At 65.7% G+C, this 15,248-nt stretch carries 14 protein-coding genes and 1 pseudogene; 7 read left to right on the top strand and 8 right to left on the bottom strand.

Features of this window, described 5'->3' with window-relative positions; all coding sequences use genetic code 11:
• Positions 1–9: 9 nt before the first annotated feature.
• Positions 10–222 (top strand): annotated as a pseudogene (locus tag ACQR07_RS20085) (S26 family signal peptidase); the annotation flags it as partial.
• A gap of 46 nt (positions 223–268) precedes the next feature.
• On the opposite strand, the gene ACQR07_RS20080 reads toward ACQR07_RS20085, so the two are convergent.
• From ACQR07_RS20080 to groES, 3 genes are all read right to left on the bottom strand, one after another.
• Complete coding sequence (locus ACQR07_RS20080) at positions 269–925, bottom strand: hypothetical protein (protein WP_434903905.1); 657 nt, start codon at positions 923–925, stop codon at positions 269–271.
• A 137-nt stretch (positions 926–1,062) separates the two neighbouring features.
• Positions 1,063–2,703 (bottom strand): chaperonin GroEL, encoded by a 1,641-nt coding sequence (gene groL, locus ACQR07_RS20075; RefSeq protein WP_434903904.1) that lies wholly within the window; start codon positions 2,701–2,703, stop codon positions 1,063–1,065.
• Between the two features lie 91 nt (positions 2,704–2,794).
• On the bottom strand, positions 2,795–3,109 hold the full coding sequence (gene groES, locus ACQR07_RS20070; protein ID WP_434864803.1) for a co-chaperone GroES: 315 nt from the start codon (positions 3,107–3,109) through the stop codon (positions 2,795–2,797).
• Positions 3,110–3,489: 380 nt separating this feature from the next.
• Between groES and ACQR07_RS20065 the strand changes: the two genes are divergently transcribed.
• The 3 genes from ACQR07_RS20065 to ACQR07_RS20055 all read left to right on the top strand — a co-directional run bounded on the left by ACQR07_RS20065 (position 3,490) and on the right by ACQR07_RS20055 (position 6,751).
• Positions 3,490–3,774, top strand: coding sequence for an usg protein (locus tag ACQR07_RS20065; protein WP_434864802.1), 285 nt, complete (start codon positions 3,490–3,492; stop codon positions 3,772–3,774).
• A gap of 210 nt (positions 3,775–3,984) precedes the next feature.
• Complete coding sequence (locus tag ACQR07_RS20060; protein WP_434903903.1) at positions 3,985–4,608, top strand: cupin domain-containing protein; 624 nt, start codon at positions 3,985–3,987, stop codon at positions 4,606–4,608.
• A gap of 166 nt (positions 4,609–4,774) precedes the next feature.
• The gene (locus ACQR07_RS20055; protein WP_434903902.1) at positions 4,775–6,751 is read left to right on the top strand and encodes an acyltransferase family protein; all 1,977 of its coding nucleotides are present in this window, start codon (positions 4,775–4,777) and stop codon (positions 6,749–6,751) included.
• Here the strand turns inward: ACQR07_RS20055 and ACQR07_RS20050 are convergent.
• Positions 6,689–7,939: a NupC/NupG family nucleoside CNT transporter gene (locus tag ACQR07_RS20050; RefSeq protein ID WP_434903901.1), complete on the bottom strand. Its 1,251-nt coding sequence runs from the start codon at positions 7,937–7,939 to the stop codon at positions 6,689–6,691. The genes ACQR07_RS20055 and ACQR07_RS20050 overlap by 63 nt on opposite strands.
• 121 nt (positions 7,940–8,060) lie before the next feature.
• On the opposite strand from ACQR07_RS20050, the gene ACQR07_RS20045 reads away from it, so the two are divergent.
• Both ACQR07_RS20045 and ACQR07_RS20040 read left to right on the top strand, forming a co-directional pair.
• The gene (locus ACQR07_RS20045) at positions 8,061–9,287 is read left to right on the top strand and encodes an MFS transporter (RefSeq protein WP_434903900.1); all 1,227 of its coding nucleotides are present in this window, start codon (positions 8,061–8,063) and stop codon (positions 9,285–9,287) included.
• A gap of 165 nt (positions 9,288–9,452) precedes the next feature.
• Entirely contained in the window at positions 9,453–10,052 is a 600-nt protein-coding gene (locus ACQR07_RS20040) for a hypothetical protein (protein ID WP_434903899.1), read from the top strand.
• A gap of 13 nt (positions 10,053–10,065) precedes the next feature.
• Here ACQR07_RS20040 and ACQR07_RS20035 read toward each other — a convergent pair whose 3' ends face one another.
• The gene (locus ACQR07_RS20035) at positions 10,066–11,346 is read right to left on the bottom strand and encodes a glycosyltransferase family 87 protein (protein WP_434903898.1); all 1,281 of its coding nucleotides are present in this window, start codon (positions 11,344–11,346) and stop codon (positions 10,066–10,068) included.
• A gap of 165 nt (positions 11,347–11,511) precedes the next feature.
• Between ACQR07_RS20035 and ACQR07_RS20030 the strand changes: the two genes are divergently transcribed.
• Positions 11,512–12,564 carry a glycosyltransferase family 2 protein gene (locus ACQR07_RS20030; RefSeq protein WP_434903897.1) on the top strand — a complete coding sequence of 351 codons (1,053 nt, stop codon included), beginning with the start codon at positions 11,512–11,514 and terminating at the stop codon, positions 12,562–12,564.
• An 18-nt stretch (positions 12,565–12,582) separates the two neighbouring features.
• Here the strand turns inward: ACQR07_RS20030 and ACQR07_RS20025 are convergent, their stop codons facing one another.
• The 3 genes from ACQR07_RS20025 to ACQR07_RS20015 all read right to left on the bottom strand — a co-directional run bounded on the left by ACQR07_RS20025 (position 12,583) and on the right by ACQR07_RS20015 (position 15,238).
• Entirely contained in the window at positions 12,583–13,338 is a 756-nt protein-coding gene (locus ACQR07_RS20025; RefSeq protein ID WP_434903896.1) for an SDR family oxidoreductase, read from the bottom strand.
• 50 nt (positions 13,339–13,388) lie between these two features.
• The gene (locus ACQR07_RS20020) at positions 13,389–14,147 is read right to left on the bottom strand and encodes a peptidase (RefSeq protein WP_434903895.1); all 759 of its coding nucleotides are present in this window, start codon (positions 14,145–14,147) and stop codon (positions 13,389–13,391) included.
• 236 nt (positions 14,148–14,383) lie between these two features.
• The gene (locus ACQR07_RS20015) at positions 14,384–15,238 is read right to left on the bottom strand and encodes a transglutaminase family protein (protein WP_434903894.1); all 855 of its coding nucleotides are present in this window, start codon (positions 15,236–15,238) and stop codon (positions 14,384–14,386) included.
• Between the last annotated feature and the right edge of the window lie 10 nt (positions 15,239–15,248).

Genomic DNA, 15,248 nt, shown 5'->3' with positions numbered 1-15,248 from the left:
CGGGACTTCTACCATGCTCCGGCGACGGCGGGGCATCTGTTCGTGCTCGGCGACACCAGGGACAACTCCACCGACAGCCGCGTCATGTCGCAGATGAGCTTCATTCCGGTGGAGGACGTGATCGGCCGTGCCGGGATGATCTTTTTCTCCATCGCGGAGGGACAGCAGGGCCAGCCCGGCAAGTTCCGCACCGAACGCAACCGGGCGATCGTCGTGCTGTGAGTGAGCAGGATCGTCGCGTGCGATTGCGACGGCGCGGGCAAATGCGTCAGTTCTCAATCTCTCTCAGCAAAGAACGTCCCGCCTGACAAGCTTGATCATCAGGACCATACTTGCACGATTTCGACAGCATCTTTCTAGCTCGCGCGTGATCCTTTGTGACGCCTGTGCCGCGGATCAGGTGAAAGCCAATCATTGAACAGGCCCAGGGATCGTCCCGTTCGCAGGCGAGCTCGAACGTGCGAATGGCGCAGGCGTTTCCGTCGTCGGTCATGTCGGTCTTGGCGGCATGATTGGTGCAGCCGGAGGTGACACCCAATACGCAGGCTCTCAGGAAAAGAGCGTGAGCCAAGTCTCCTTCGCTTACCCGCTGCCCGACGAGAGCGGCACCGTAACAGTCTCCAGCCGAACCGGAACGGCAGCTGCTCAGGCATTGATCGAACGCTTGTGTGCAGCGCTCGATCGAAAAATCCAGTGGGTCAGCCTGATGCCGCGACATCACATCGGCGGGACATTGGCCTGCTGTCTTGGGCAGCCAGTTCGGCCAGTTGGCCTCAAGCGCCGGCACACGCTTCTCTGGCCCGTTGTCGAGGTTCGGCAGGCCCTGGCCCAGCGCGACTGACAAGGGGATGACGATGGCCAAGACAGACGCAAGTGTCTTCCAAGCAAAAAGTGTCTTCCAAGCAAATGTCTTCCGATTGAGCATGCGGCGATATTCGTGAGCGGTTTGGAATGTGCGTTTGCATGGGCGCGAACCGACGCTAGCCGTTCGACGCTCCCCGTACAAACGAAAACCCCGGCATCGCTGCCGGGGTTTTGCAACTCGTCAGATGACGCGTGGACTTAGAAGTCCATGCCGCCCATGCCGCCGCCCGGAGGCATCGCGGGGCCGCCGGCGTTCTTCTTCGGCAGCTCGGCGACCATCGCCTCGGTGGTGATCAGCAGGCCGGCCACCGACGCTGCGTTCTGGATCGCGGCGCGCACGACCTTGGTCGGGTCGATGATGCCCTTGGACACCATGTTCACGTAGTCGCCCGACTGCGAGTCGAAGCCGTACGCATACTGATCCTTCTCGAGGATCTTGCCGACGATGACCGAACCGTCCTCGCCCGCGTTGATCGCGATCTGGCGGGCCGGGGCGGAGAGCGCCTTGCGGACGATCTCGATGCCGGTCTTCTGGTCTTCGTTCTTGGCGCGGACGCCCTTGAGCTGCTCGGAGGCACGGAGCAGGGCGACGCCGCCGCCCGGCAGGATGCCTTCCTCGACAGCCGCGCGGGTCGCATGCATCGCGTCATCCACGCGATCCTTGCGCTCCTTGACCTCGACCTCGGTCGCGCCGCCGACGCGGATCACCGCGACGCCGCCGGCGAGCTTGGCCAGACGCTCCTGCAGCTTCTCACGGTCGTAGTCCGAGGTGGTTTCCTCGATCTGCGCCTTGATCTGCGCCACGCGCGCCTCGATGTCGGCCTTCTTGCCGGCGCCGTTGACGATCGTGGTGTTCTCCTTGTCGATCATCACCTTCTTGGCGCGGCCGAGCATGGAGAGGTTGACGTTCTCGAGCTTGATGCCGAGGTCTTCCGAGATCGCCTGGCCGCCGGTCAGGATCGCGATGTCCTGCAGCATGGCCTTGCGGCGGTCACCGAAGCCCGGCGCCTTGACGGCCGCGACCTTCAGGCCGCCGCGCAGACGGTTCACGACCAGGGTGGCCAGAGCCTCGCCCTCGACGTCCTCGGCAACGATCACCAGCGGCTTGCCGGTCTGCACCACCGCCTCGAGCAGCGGCAGCAGCTCGTTCAGCGACGACAGCTTCTTCTCGTTGATGAGGATGTAGGCGTCGTCCATCTCAACGCGCATCTTGTCGGCGTTGGTGACGAAGTAGGGCGAGATGTAGCCGCGATCGAACTGCATGCCCTCGACGACGTCGAGCTCGGTCTCGAGCGACTTGGCTTCCTCGACGGTGATGACACCCTCGTTGCCGACCTTCTTCATGGCGTCGGCGAGGAACTTGCCGATCTCGGAGTCGCCGTTGGCGGAGATGGTGCCGACCTGGGCGATCTCGTCGTTCGACGTGACCTTCTTGGAGTTCTTGACGAGATCGGCGACGACCGCCTCGACCGCGAGGTCGATGCCGCGCTTCAGATCCATCGGGTTCATGCCGGCGGCAACCGCCTTGGCGCCTTCGCGCACGATGGCCTGGGCCAGCACGGTCGCGGTGGTGGTGCCGTCGCCGGCCGCGTCAGCGGACTTCGAGGCGACCTCGCGCACCATCTGCGCGCCCATGTTCTCGAACTTGTCGTCGAGCTCGATCTCCTTGGCGACGGTGACGCCGTCCTTGGTGATGCGCGGAGCGCCGAACGACTTGTCGAGGACGACGTTGCGGCCCTTCGGACCGAGCGTGACCTTCACGGCATTGGCGAGAATGTCCACGCCGCGCAGCATGCGGTCGCGGGCTTCGACGCCGAACTTTACGTCTTTCGCTGACATATTGGATTTCCCTGAGTTGAATTGTCTGTCTCACCCCTTGGCGAGGCGCCCGCGGGCGCGCTCCTCAGGGTGAGCGTTGTGCGAGCTTGGATCAGGCGGCCTTCTTCTTGGCGCCGACGTCGGTCAGGACGCCCATGATGTCGCTTTCCTTCATGATCAGCAGCTCCTGGCCGTCGATCTTGACCTCGGTGCCCGACCACTTGCCGAACAGCACGCGATCACCGGCCTTGACGTCGAGCGGAACCAGCTTGCCGCTCTCGTCGCGGGCGCCGGGGCCCACCGCGATCACTTCGCCCTGCGAGGGCTTTTCCTTGGCCGAGTCGGGAATGATGATGCCGCCAGCGGTCTTCTCTTCGGCGTCGATGCGCTTGACCACGACGCGGTCGTGAAGCGGACGGAAAGCCATACAGTCCTCCTAAGCAATTGAAGCGATTGTCAGTTTCTGGAGATTTGGCAGTCGGTGCCGGCGAGTGCCAGCACGCGGGCTGGATTTAGGCGAGAGTTTTCGGCCGGGCAAGGGCTTGTAGCAGAAAAATTAGCAGTCGACTCCAGCCTCTGCCAAAGCGTTCCGATAGCGTTAACACGGCCGGAACGGAGCGTGAAACCCCGTATTAGCACCCGGGCTAAGTGGCTGCTAATGCAGCATTTTTCAACATGCCGTTAAACATTTGAGCTTGAGATGGGTTGAGGACATGCGTCACATTTCGAGAGCGTGAGCGCATCTTTGCCGGGTGGCTCCATCCCGGGTTGGCCACACGGACATGCGCTCCAGAAACGGAGGTTGGCATGGTGTCGAAGGTTGAGGTTTCCGAGGACTTTCGGAAACAGGTGCTGGGTTACGGGCTGACGACCGCGCAGATCCTGTATCGGATGCCGGACCATCGCTCGCTGCTGCAGACATACGTCTGGCAGAACTACGACCTGTTCCCGAAATTCCCGGCGCTGCAGGACTTCCTGGCATTCTGGCAGGAGAAGCTCGAGGGGCCGCTGTACTCGGTCACGGTGGCGCACTCGAAGCTGATCAAGCCGGCCGAGCTGCGCGCCGTGGACGGCGTGTTCCGGCTGCATTGAGCTGAAGGCCACCGTAGCCGCCTCATTGGCCGGTGTCATTCCGGGGCGCGCGCAGCGCGAGCCCGGAATCCATCGGGCGGCAGAGCGCGCGGAGCAATGGATTCCGGGCTCGTGCTGCGCACGCCCCGGAATGACGACCTTGTGCGGAGCGTCTGCGGAGTTTCTTCCAACTGTGATAGCCTCGGGTCGAGGACTCGCAGGGAGAGCGCCATGGCCAGGAAGAGCCGCAGCACCACGTCAGCATCTCGCGCCGCCGCCAAGGCCGCGCCGCGTAAGACGGCAAAGACCAAGCCCGCGGCGAAGACCGTCGCCAAGACAGTTGCTAAGGCATCTGCCAAGACAGCTGCCAAGACAGCCTCGAAGCCCGGTCGGGCGGCCGCACCGTCCGCGCGCAAGGCGCTCGTCAGCAAGGGCCGCCCAGCACCGGCGCCAAGGCGGCCGAAGCAGAAGGTCGCGATCAGCCATCACCGCGAGGAGGACTTCAAGGCCGACGGCCTGCGCGCCTATGCACACTACCGCGATCTCGGTATTGCCGCCGCGACTCACGGGCTGGCGCGGGCGCACGTCATCCGCATGCTGCCGCCGTGCAATCCGCAGGAGGTGTCGAAGCTGCACACCCATGCGGTCGATTTCCAGATGGTCTACGTGCTCAAAGGTTGGGTGAAGAGCTATCTGGAAGGCGTTGGCGAGACGCTGATGAAGGAGGGCAGCTGCTGGACGCAGCCGCCGAAGATCCGGCACATGATCCTCGACTATTCCGACGACGTCGAGCTGCTCGAGGTGATCCTGCCGGCCGATTTCAAAACGGTCGAAATTGTGGCCAACAACAATTAGACATAAAACTGCGGTTCCTCTAACCTTTGAACAAGGATTGGGGGAATCGTCCGCGCCAGGGTTGTTTTAGCGGTGCGTGGGCTCAGTCAGGCCAGCTGCAGATCGGCATCTGCGTCCCGCTGGCTACCGGCGAGCGTCAATCCTCCTCGTTCGGGAGGAACGCCAAGTGTTGCCCATCCATCGCGACGACATCGACTGGTTGCGCGCCCTCGCGGTGCTTGCGGTCGTCGCCTTTCATTTCGAGGCGCCGGCGATCTTCGGCGGCTTCGTCGGCGTCGACATCTTCTTCGTCATCTCGGGCTATCTGATCACCGGCATCATCACGGCCGAGATCGCCAAGGGCGAGTTCTCGTTCGTCCGCTTCTACGAGCGGCGGGTGCGGCGGCTGTTGCCCGCGCTCTACGTCATGGTCGCTGTCGCTGCGATTCCTGCGTCTCGGGACCTGCTGAGCTCGGAACGCGTGGAGTTCTTTCGCTCCGCGGCGGCGGTGGTCAGCTTCACCTCGAACATCTTCTTCTGGCTGCAGTCGGGCTATTTCGATCACGCGGCGGTGGACAAGCCGCTGCTGCACACCTGGTCGCTGGCGGTCGAGGAGCAGTTCTATCTGGTCCTGCCCATCGTGGTTTGGCTGGTGCTGCGGGGCGCGCGCGGCCGCTGGCTGCCGTTGATCCTGGCACTGCTCGCCGCCGGCTCGTTTGCGCTCGGTCTGATGCTGATGCGAAGCGGCGCGTCCGCGAGCGCCTTCTTCCTTAGCCCGCCGCGTGCCTGGGAGTTCCTGCTCGGCAGTCTGGTTGCGGTTTCGGGCCTTCCGGAGCCACGGCCCGGCTTGGCTCAGCGTTCGGCGCGCGTGCTCTCGCTGGTGCTGATGGTCGTGCCGATTCTGTCGCTGCGGCCGGGACCGGGCTTCCCGGGCGTCAACGCACTGGCGCCGTGCCTGGGCGCTGCGCTGTTCCTGTGGAGCGGGGTGGGCGTCGCCAACGTCCGGCGCAGCCCGTTGTCACCGCTCGGCGTGGCCGCCTTCTTCGGCCGCATCTCCTATTCGTTGTATCTCTGGCACTGGCCGGTGTTCGCGTTCGCGCGCTTTGCCAAGCCGGGTCTCGCACTCGATGGCTGGGAACGGCTGGGCCTGTTCATGCTGACGGTCGCGGTCGCCACGCTCTCCTGGCGCTTTGTCGAGCAGCCGTTCCGCACGCGCCGGCTCGTGGCCACCCCGCGGGCGGCCTTCGGCCTCGCGGCGGCGGCGAGCGTCGTGCTGCTGGCCGGCAGCGGCACCGGCCTGCTGCGCGCCGGAGCCCTGTCCGACGTCGACCGTGAGGCGCAGCGGCTCGATGCCTACAACGACTATGACAGGGCGCAGCCCTACCGCGTCGGCACCTGCTTCGCCACGCCGGACGGGCGGGTCGCGGCGGAGTGCCTGCGGACCGTAACCGGCAAGACCAACGTCCTGCTCTGGGGCGACAGCTTCGCCGCGCAGTACTACCATGGCCTCAGGGCGCAGCTCGATCCGGAGAGCGTCAACATCATGCAGGCCAGCCAGCCGACCTGCATGCCGACCTTCAGCGCGGAGACGCAAGGCGTACCGGCTTGCCGCGCGCTGGCCGACCAGATGCGCGACTATCTCGCCACGACGCGGCCCGATCTGATCTTGCTGTCGGCGGACTGGCTCGAGAACGCGCGCCCGCCGCGCTTTCCCGGCATGGTGCGCGATCTCAAGTCGATGTTGGACCGGTTGCGGGCCGCCGGAATCCCGGTGGTGCTGCTCGGCCCCGCTGTGCAGTTCCGGGCGCGGCTGCCGTCGATGCTGGCGCGGGCGATCTTGCGCGGCGTGACGCCCGATCCCGTTGCATTCGTCCGGTCGGACATCTTCGCGCTGGATGCGGCGATGCAGGCCGCTCTTCCGACGAGCGCGGGCTTTGCCTATGTCTCGGTGCTGGCGTCGGTGTGTGAAGGCGGCAGATGTCCGCTCACCACCGCCAATTTCCCGCTATCCTTCGATCATGCCCATCTCACGGCGCAGGGCTCGGAGACGGTCATGAGGAAGATGGTGCCGCGAATTCTTCCAGGCCCGATGCAGCCCGGCTCAGTTCAGCAGGCCAACGATCGCGCCCATCAGGCACGTGGTGAGAGTGCCGGAGACGATTGATTTGAGGCCGAGCGCGTTGATCTCGTCGCGCCGTGTCGGCGCCATCGTGCCGAGGCCGCCGATCATGATGCCGAGGCTGGCGAAGTTGGCGAAGCCGCACATCGCATAGAGCATGATCAGCCGGGCACGCGGATCGAGCGCGGCGGTATCGAGCTTTGCCAGCTCGACATAGGCGATGAGCTCGTTGAGCACCGTCTTGGTCCCCATCAGGCTGCCGGCGGTGACGGCTTCCGACCACGGCAGTCCCATTAGCCAGCAGACCGGCGCCATGACCAGGCCGAGCAGCCGCTGCAGCGAGATCGCGGCGCCGCCGACCGCGGGAAGCAGCGACAGGATCGCGTTGGCGAGATGCACCAGCGCGACCAGCACCAGCAGCAGCGCGACGATGTTCATCAGGAGCTCGAGCCCGGCGCTGGTGCCCTTGACGATGGCGTCCATCGTCGAGGACACCTGCATCTCGGGATCGCCGAGCGCGCCGCCGGTGAGCTGCTTGCCGGTCTCCGGCACCATGATCAGGCTGACCAGGATCGCCGCCGGCGCACCGAGCACCGAAGCGATCACGAAATGCGCGGCGGCATCCGGAATCAGCGGAGCCAGAAACGTCGCATAAAGCACCAGCACGGTGCCGGCGATGCCGGCCATGCCGCCGGTCATGACGAGGAAGAGCTCGCTGCGCGTCATCTGCGCCAGATAGGGACGGACGAACAGCGGCGCCTCGACCATGCCGAGGAAGACGTTTGCCGCGGTCGAAAGGCCCACCGCACCGCCGACGCCGAGCGTGCGCTCGAGCAGCCAAGCCATGCCGCGCACCAGCGGAGGCAGCACGCGCCAATAGAACAACAGCGTTGTCAGCACGCTCATGACCAGCACGATCGGCAGCGCCTGAAAGGCGAGCACGAAGTCGGCGCCGGGCGCCTTGAGGTCGAACGGCAGGGCGCCGCCGCCGACATAGCCGAACACGAACGACGTGCCGGCGCGGGAGGCCTGTGAGATCGCGCCGACCGCGTCGTTGATGGCGCCGAAGGCGCGCGCCACCGTCGGCACCTTGAGCAGCACCACCGCCGTCAGCAGCGTCACCATCAGCCCAAGCGCGGCCTGTTTCAGTGAGACCGCGCGCCGGTTTTCGCCGAGCGCCCATGCGATCGCCAGCAGTGCCACGATCCCGAATGCCGATTGCAGCTGAAGCATCACGTCCCCCCGAACCCCGGCGCGATTATGAGCGCAGGGTCCAGCCCCGCGCAATGCCGTGCGGCCATGCGCGGGGCTGCGATTGACAAGCATCTGGCCCTGCGTCACCCAGGGCGCCATCATGTCGACCACCGTCCCGATCGGCGCGCGCGAGCTCCTGAAGCAAGGCGCGTTCCTGCTGTTCTTGTCGTCACGCAGCCTGTCACGCTTCGCGAGCCAGATCGCCGCCGTGGCGATCGGCTGGCAGATCTACGATCTCACCGGGCGCGCCTTCGATCTGGGGCTGGTCGGGCTGATCCAGTTCCTGCCGACGGCGCTGCTGGTGTTCGTAGCCGGCAGCGCCGCCGATCGATTTCCGCGCAAACGTGTGGTGCAGCTCTGCCAGCTCACGGAGGCGCTCACCGCTCTCTATCTGTGCTGGGGCGCGTATGCAGGCCAGCTCGGTGAATTCCAGCTGTTCGCGGCGACCTTCGTGCTCGGCATCACCGGCGCGTTCGAGAGCCCGGCGACTGCAGCGCTGCTGCCGCTGATCGCGCCGTCGGGCACGCTGCAGCGGGCGAGTGCACTGTCGAGCGGGGCGGCGCAGCTCGCGACCATCGCGGGTCCCGCGATCGGCGGCTTCGCCTACGCGGTCGCGCCCGGACTGCCCTATGGCATCATGATGCTGTTCTGGCTCGGCGGCATGGTGCTGACCGGACTGATGCAGGTGCCCGACGACGTGCCGGCGGAGCGCGTCGATGGCAGCAAGGACGATCTGTTCGCCGGCGTCCGCTTCATCCGCGCCCATCCGGCGATCCTCGGCACCATCTCGCTCGATCTGTTCGCGGTGCTGCTCGGCGGCGTCACGGCGCTGCTGCCGATCTATGCGCGCGACGTTCTCGATACCGGGCCGTTCGGGCTCGGCGTGCTGCGCGCCGCGCCCGCGGTCGGTGCGCTGGCGATGACCGCGGTGCTGGCGCGCACCACGATCACGCGCCGCGTCGGCCTGCGCATGTTCCAGGCGGTGATCTTGTTCGGCGTCGCCACGGTGGTGTTTGCAGTCTCGCACGTCATGTGGGTCTCGGTCGCGGCGCTCGCCATTCTCGGCGCTGCCGATACGATCAGCGTGGTGATCCGCTTCTCGCTGGTGCAATTGGCGACGCCCAACGAGATGCGCGGCCGCGTCGGTGCGGTGAACTTCCTGTTCATCAACGCCTCCAACCAGCTCGGCCAGTTCGAGAGCGGCCTGACCGCGGCACTGTTCGGCGCGATGCCGGCGGCCGTGCTCGGCGGCGTCGGGACGATCGCGATCGCGCTGCTGTGGATGAGGTTGTTTCCGGAACTGCGCAAGGTCGAGCGGCTGGAGTAGAGGCTCGTTCGTGGATCATGCGCATCCCGCAATAGCAGCCTGAGGTCCGACGTCCCGAAGTTTGCAACTGGACGCACTGAAGCTCCGATGGTAGCCCGATCACTATGGGGCAAGCTGAAAAGGCCTGTCCCTTGGGGTGGGGGACGCTTCATGGTTGGACCTTCGATGCTGCCGGCGGCCGCTGCGCCGGCAGAACGCATTTCGACACCGTTCGCGGGAGATCGGCTTTTGCAGCTTTCGAGCATTCTGATGCTATTGCTCCTTGCGGGGTGCGCCAGCGCGGCGGCTCCGGTGCTTCAGGCGGAGGCCGGGCAGACGGTCGCGCAGCCGAGCGACATGTCCAAGAAGGACTCGCGAGCGCTGGCGGCGTCAGTCGCAGCCGATCCGGTGCCGTTGCAGCGCCGGCGTGAAGCCATTGCGCGAGTTCTGGAAGAGCATCTGGGCTACCGCACCTGGTTGGACGACGGCGCGCCACGCCTTTCCGAGGCGAAATTCTCCGGACCCTTCGAGTATGGCGGCGGTCCGTTCGAGCCACAGCGCATCACGATCTATTGCGTCTCGGCTAAACTTGAGCTGCCGCTCATACCGACGACACGGGTCACGGTGGTGCATTTTGAGCCGGGCGAAGGTGGTCGGGAAAAAATGGAATTTAGAGTCGCCATGAACCACACCCCGAAAGGCTGCATGCTTGCTAAGTATGGACCATTTCCGGAGATCGAGCGGGTTCGCGAACAGCGGCGGCAGAAAATGGGCAAGCCCGCTTAACGGGTAGCCTTCCTTAGCTAGCCGCAATGCTCGGTTCGTCGAGTTGCGCTGTCCGTCGCGCCGGCGCGAGCAGGTGCCAGCCGAGATAGAGGGCAAAGGCCGGCGGAATGAGGCCGGCGCCGGGCAGCTGGACGTTGCCGAGCAGCAGTTGCAGGGCCGGCAGCCAGAACACCAGTTGCACCAGCCTGCGGCCGACATCGTCCAGGCCTCCAGCGGCGAGCAGCGCGAGAGCGGCGCAGGTCAGCGGCAGCACGTCATAGGTGCCCATATAGGGCGACACGCAGATCGTGCTGGCGAACAGGAAGGCTCGCAGCCGTGCCGGATCGGCATCCTTGCGCAGGCGGTACACGACGAACACGCCGATGACCGCCGCCACCGCCGCGATCAGCTGGATCGCGTCGGCGGCGCGATCGCCGAGCAGGCCGCGGAAGCTCATGAACAGCGTGGCGTGATAGGGCACGGCGATGCCAGTGGGATCACGCAGCACTTCGCTGAGCATCGGAGCGGCCTTGGTGACGTAGTCGTGCCAAGCCTGCACGCCCCCGATCGCGACGCTGGCGCCGAACAGCGCCGTCGTTGCCAGAGTCGACCAGGCGATGACGCGCCAGCGACCGGAAGCGACCAGCATCACCGGAAGCAACAGGCCGAGCTGCGGCTTGGCGGTGAGCAACCCGATCAGCAGTCCCGCGAGCGCCGGCCTGCGGTCCATCAGCGCGAGGCTTCCGAATAGCGCGGCCGTCGTCAAAAACGAGCTCTGGCCCGACAGCAGGCACATCAGCGCGGCGGGAGACACGGCCACGAGCAGCAGTGCCCGCCGGTCGGCGAAGGCATCGCGGCAGGCCACGTCAAGCGCGAGCGCGCTGAGAACGGCCCAGGCGGCGAGCGCCGGGAAGTAGTCGAGCAGCCCGAACGGCGCCATCACCACCAGCGCATTGGGCGGATTGGGCCAGTTCTGGATCGGATAGTCCGAGCCCAGCATGGCCGCCAACTCGTGGTTGTAGGCCACGAGATCGTAGAAGCGGGTGGGATCGTCGCCGAAGGCGGCGCGGCCGAACATCCAGAGGTTCAGAAAGTCGCGGCCGATCACCAGCGTCGTCTTGTCGCGCGGAAAGGGCCAGGTCCAATGCGCGGTCGCTAAATAGGTCGCCAGCGTCAGCACGAACAGCAGGCCGCCCAGGATGAGCAGGCTGCGCAGCATCTCGCGGTCGGCGGGATCAGCGGCCGCCGGCGTCACGACCTCGAGCAGTCGTCCCGGCCCTGTCGTCCGTATGGTGCGCGACGCGGATGGCGGCATGGAGCTGGCTCGGTGACGACTCCAGGTGGCGGACGAAGACGGTAACCTCCGCAAATTATCGGGCCCGCCTTAAGATACCGTTTAATCCTGCCGGGCCATATTACCTTAGGTTGCGCGACGGCGGTTCGACCGTTCAGCAGAAGGCAGCGCAGCAGGGGGCTCGTCATGGATGCGGCTGGAATTGCCGTGGTCATTCCTGCGTTTCGGGCGGCGGATACCATCCTGCCGGTCATCGCCGCGATCGGGCCGGAGGTCGGCCTGATCGTGGTGGTCGACGATTGCTGTCCCGACGGGACCGCGCTTCTGGTGGCCAATCTGTGTTCCGATCAACGGGTGGTTGTGCTTCGCCACGATGCCAATCGCGGTGTCGGAGGCGCTTTTCTCTCCGGGCTGCAATTCGCGATCCGCCGCGGCGCCGAGATCATCGTCAAGATCGACGCCGACGGCCAGATGGACCCGGCGCTGGTGCCGGCGCTGGTCCAGCCGATCGAGAGCGGACAGGCCGACTACGTCAAGGGCGACCGCTTCTTCTTCCTCAACAACGCCGCCACGATGCCGCCGGTACGCCTGTTCGGCAATCTCGCTTTGTCGTTCATGGCCAAGCTGTCGACCGGCTATTGGACCATCATGGATCCGACCAACGGCTTCTTTGCCGTGCATGCGCGGATCGCCGAACTGCTCGACGTCGACCGCATCGCCAACCGCTACTTCTTCGAGACCGACCTGCTGTTCCATCTCGGCCTGCTGCGCGCCAAGGTGGTCGAGTTTCCGATGCGCGCCCGCTACGGCGGCGAGATCTCGAACCTGCGTGTCTCCGAGCAGTTCGGACCGTTCCTCGCGGGGCATCTGCGCAATCTGAGCCGCCGCGTGCTCTATCGATACTTCTTCCGTGACCTGTCGTTGGCCTCGCTGCAGCTGCTTGCAGGCGTGGCGCTGCTCGGCTTTGGTCTGGTGTTCGGCGGCTATCACTGGCTGGCGGCGCCGCCGGACCAGCTGGTGCCGACCGGAACCATCATGGTCGCAGCGCTGACCTTGCTGATGGGCTTCCAGCTGCTGCTGTCGTTCCTCAACTACGACATGAGCGCGAGCCCGCGGGAGCCGCTGCATCCCTCGCTGCACAAATGTCGCAAGTTTAGCGTCGGCCTGAGCCAGGCGGAGCAGGGCGTCTCGATCGTGCCGCGCGAGGAGCGCGAGCCGTTGCGGCGGCGCACGGCCTGAGCCGCGCGCCGCGCTGGATTAGCCCCGGCCGACGAACGGCATCTTGGTCGCCATGACCGTGATGAACAGGACGTTGGCGGACAGCGGCAGGCCGGCCATGTAGGCGACGGCGTCACCGACCGCCTTCACGTCCATGCGCGGCTCCGGCATCATGCGGCCGTCCGGCTGCAGCACGCCGCCGACCATGCGCTCGGTCATCGGCGTCTCGGCATTGCCGATGTCGATCTGGCCGACGGCGATATCGTAGGCGCGGCCGTCGAGATTCGACGCCCGGGTGAGCCCGGTGATCGCATGCTTGGTCGAGGTGTAGGGCGAGGAGAACGGCCGCGGCGCGTGTGCCGAGATCGAGCCGTTGTTGATGATGCGGCCGCCGCGCGGGTTCTGGTCCTTCATGATACGGAAGGCGTGCTGCGTGCACAGGAACGGCGCCGTGAGGTTGGTCGCCACCACCGATTGCCATTGCTGCATCGTGAGGTCCTCGAACGGCACCGGCGGCGCGCCCATGCCGGCGTTGTTGAACAGCAGGTCGAGCCGGCCGTAGGTCGACTTGACGGTGTCGAACAGCGCCGCGATCGAGGCGGGGTCCATCATGTCGGCTGTGACGGGGAGGCTCATGCCGGCCGGGCCGAGCTTGGCTGTTTCCTCCAGCATCTCCTTGCGGCGCCCGACCAGCACGACCGTGAAGCCTGCATCCATCAGCGCCAGTGATGCGGCGCGGCCGACACCCGTGCCTGCGCCCGTCACCACTGCGATCTTCTTTGCCGCTTCAGCCATGTTTCCTCACCTTCAGTTTTGATCGGTATTGCAGTTTCGATTTCTGCGTTTCAGTGCTTCGATTCGCTTTGCGTCTTGTAGGGCGGCCGTGGAATGTTGTTGTGCGCGGCGCGCAGGGCGGCCGACCAGCGCGAGCGGAGGTCGTGGAAATACGGCTCGCCGGCCTCGATGCGGTGGTTGAGGTCGGCCTCGCAGGCCTCCGCACGCACGACCAGAACGTCGATCGGCATCCCGACGCCGAGGTTCGAGCGCATCGTCGAATCCATCGAGATCAGACCCGTCTTCAGGGCATCATAGAGCTCGACGTCATAGTGCATCGCGCGGTCGAGCACCGGCTTGCCGTATTTGTGCTCGCCGATCTGCAAATAGGGCGTGTCCGTCGTGCATTCGATGAAGTTGCCGGCGGTGTAGACCATGAACAGCCGCATCCGCGAGCCCTTGATCTGGCCGCCGAACAGGAACGAGACGTCGAACGAGATGTCCTCGGCCTTCAGCGCCGGGCCTTCGGTGGCGTGCACCGTGCGGATCGCCTTGCCGATGCGCTGTGCCGCCTGGAACATGGTTGGCGCGTTCATCAGCGTCTCGACCTCGCCCGTGTTGGGATCTTCCATGCCCTCGGTCAGTGTCGATAGCACCGACTGGCTGATGGCGAGATTGCCGGCGCTGGCGATGGCGAGGATGCGCTCGCCGGGATTGGAGAAGATGTGCAGCTTGCGGAACGTCGAGACGTTGTCGAGACCGGCGTTGGTCCTGGTGTCGGCGATCATGACGAGCCCGTCACGCACCAGAATTCCGCAGCAATAGGTCATCGTCGTCCCCTCGAGCCAGAGCGCGAATTACTAGCGAAAATCGGCGGCCGGTCCAACCCCGCTGTGCCGAAGACCCCCGCCGTCGCTACAACAGAGGTCGTCATTCCGGGGCGGCGCGAAGCGACGAGCCCGGAATCCATCTTTCGGCACGTTCTGCGGGGCGATGGATTCCGGGTTCGCGCTTGCGCGCGCCCCGGAATGACATCGAGGGTGGGGTTACGGGCGCGGGCCCGAATTCAGGACTGCCGCTGCGACTGCGACTGCGATTGCGACTGGCCGCCGCGGCCGACCTGCTCGACCTTGACCTTGACGGTGAGGGTCTCGGCGCCGCCGCCATAGCGCGTGCCGCGCACCGGCGCCGCGCCGAGATAATCGAGCCCGAGCGCCACCCGCACATGCGCGTCGGTTGTGCAGATGCAGTTGGCGGCGTCGAACCCGACCCAGCCGAGGCCGGGAATGAAGGCTTCCGCCCAGGCATGGCCGGCTTCCTGGTGCACTGCACCATCGGAGCGCAGGAAGTGTCCGGACACGAAGCGCGCCGGGATGCCGCCAGCGCGCGCGCAGGCAATGAAGATATGAGCATAATCCTGGCAGACGCCGCGCCGCAGACCGAACGCCTCCGTGGCCGAGGTGCCGCTATGGGTCGGACTCTCGTCGAAGGTCATGTGCTCGTAGATCTGCGTCATCAGCGTGTGCAGGAAGCCGAGCACGTCGCTTTCCGATTCCGCGCGCAGGTCGCGCACGATGGTCGCCATCGCCGCGTTGGCGGTCGTGAGCGGGGTCTGGCGCAGGAAGAAGCTCGGCGGAAACCGCTCGTCCGATCCCTTCAGCACACCGCCGGTGTCGTGGGTCTCCACCAGGCCTTCGGCGGTGATCGTGAGATCCCCGAGCGGCCCATGGGTGATCACATGGGTCACGTTGCCGAACGCGTCCTCGTGCATGTCGAGCCGCGAATCGGTCGAGACGTCGATCTGCCATTCCGCCACATATTGGCCGTCATGGCTGCCGGGCGTCATGCGGATGATCTGGATGACGCCGGTCGCCGCCGGCTCGTAGCGGTAGGTGGTGGAATGGGAGATACGCAGGCGCATGGCGGTCGAC

Origin of the sequence: Bradyrhizobium sp. HKCCYLS20291, from assembly GCF_051167715.1 — a bacterium.
GTDB lineage: Bacteria > Pseudomonadota > Alphaproteobacteria > Rhizobiales > Xanthobacteraceae > Bradyrhizobium.
The sequence above is the reverse complement of the archived record's forward strand: the minus strand, read 5'-3'. Positions and strand labels throughout refer to the sequence as shown.

Excerpts from the sequence above, each read along its gene's own strand:
- ACQR07_RS20050 (WP_434903901.1), bottom strand. The coding sequence starts at position 7,939 with ATGCTTCAGCTGCAATCGGCATTCGGGATCGTGGCACTGCTGGCGATC.
- ACQR07_RS20040 (WP_434903899.1), top strand. The coding sequence starts at position 9,453 with ATGCTGCCGGCGGCCGCTGCGCCGGCAGAACGCATTTCGACACCGTTC.
- groES (WP_434864803.1), bottom strand. The coding sequence starts at position 3,109 with ATGGCTTTCCGTCCGCTTCACGACCGCGTCGTGGTCAAGCGCATCGAC.
- ACQR07_RS20020 (WP_434903895.1), bottom strand. The coding sequence starts at position 14,147 with ATGACCTATTGCTGCGGAATTCTGGTGCGTGACGGGCTCGTCATGATC.
- ACQR07_RS20015 (WP_434903894.1), bottom strand. The coding sequence starts at position 15,238 with ATGCGCCTGCGTATCTCCCATTCCACCACCTACCGCTACGAGCCGGCG.
- ACQR07_RS20030 (WP_434903897.1), top strand. The coding sequence starts at position 11,512 with ATGGATGCGGCTGGAATTGCCGTGGTCATTCCTGCGTTTCGGGCGGCG.
- ACQR07_RS20065 (WP_434864802.1), top strand. The coding sequence starts at position 3,490 with ATGGTGTCGAAGGTTGAGGTTTCCGAGGACTTTCGGAAACAGGTGCTG.
- ACQR07_RS20080 (WP_434903905.1), bottom strand. The coding sequence starts at position 925 with ATGCTCAATCGGAAGACATTTGCTTGGAAGACACTTTTTGCTTGGAAG.
- ACQR07_RS20035 (WP_434903898.1), bottom strand. The coding sequence starts at position 11,346 with ATGCCGCCATCCGCGTCGCGCACCATACGGACGACAGGGCCGGGACGA.
- groL (WP_434903904.1), bottom strand. The coding sequence starts at position 2,703 with ATGTCAGCGAAAGACGTAAAGTTCGGCGTCGAAGCCCGCGACCGCATG.
- ACQR07_RS20025 (WP_434903896.1), bottom strand. The coding sequence starts at position 13,338 with ATGGCTGAAGCGGCAAAGAAGATCGCAGTGGTGACGGGCGCAGGCACG.
- ACQR07_RS20060 (WP_434903903.1), top strand. The coding sequence starts at position 3,985 with ATGGCCAGGAAGAGCCGCAGCACCACGTCAGCATCTCGCGCCGCCGCC.
- ACQR07_RS20045 (WP_434903900.1), top strand. The coding sequence starts at position 8,061 with ATGTCGACCACCGTCCCGATCGGCGCGCGCGAGCTCCTGAAGCAAGGC.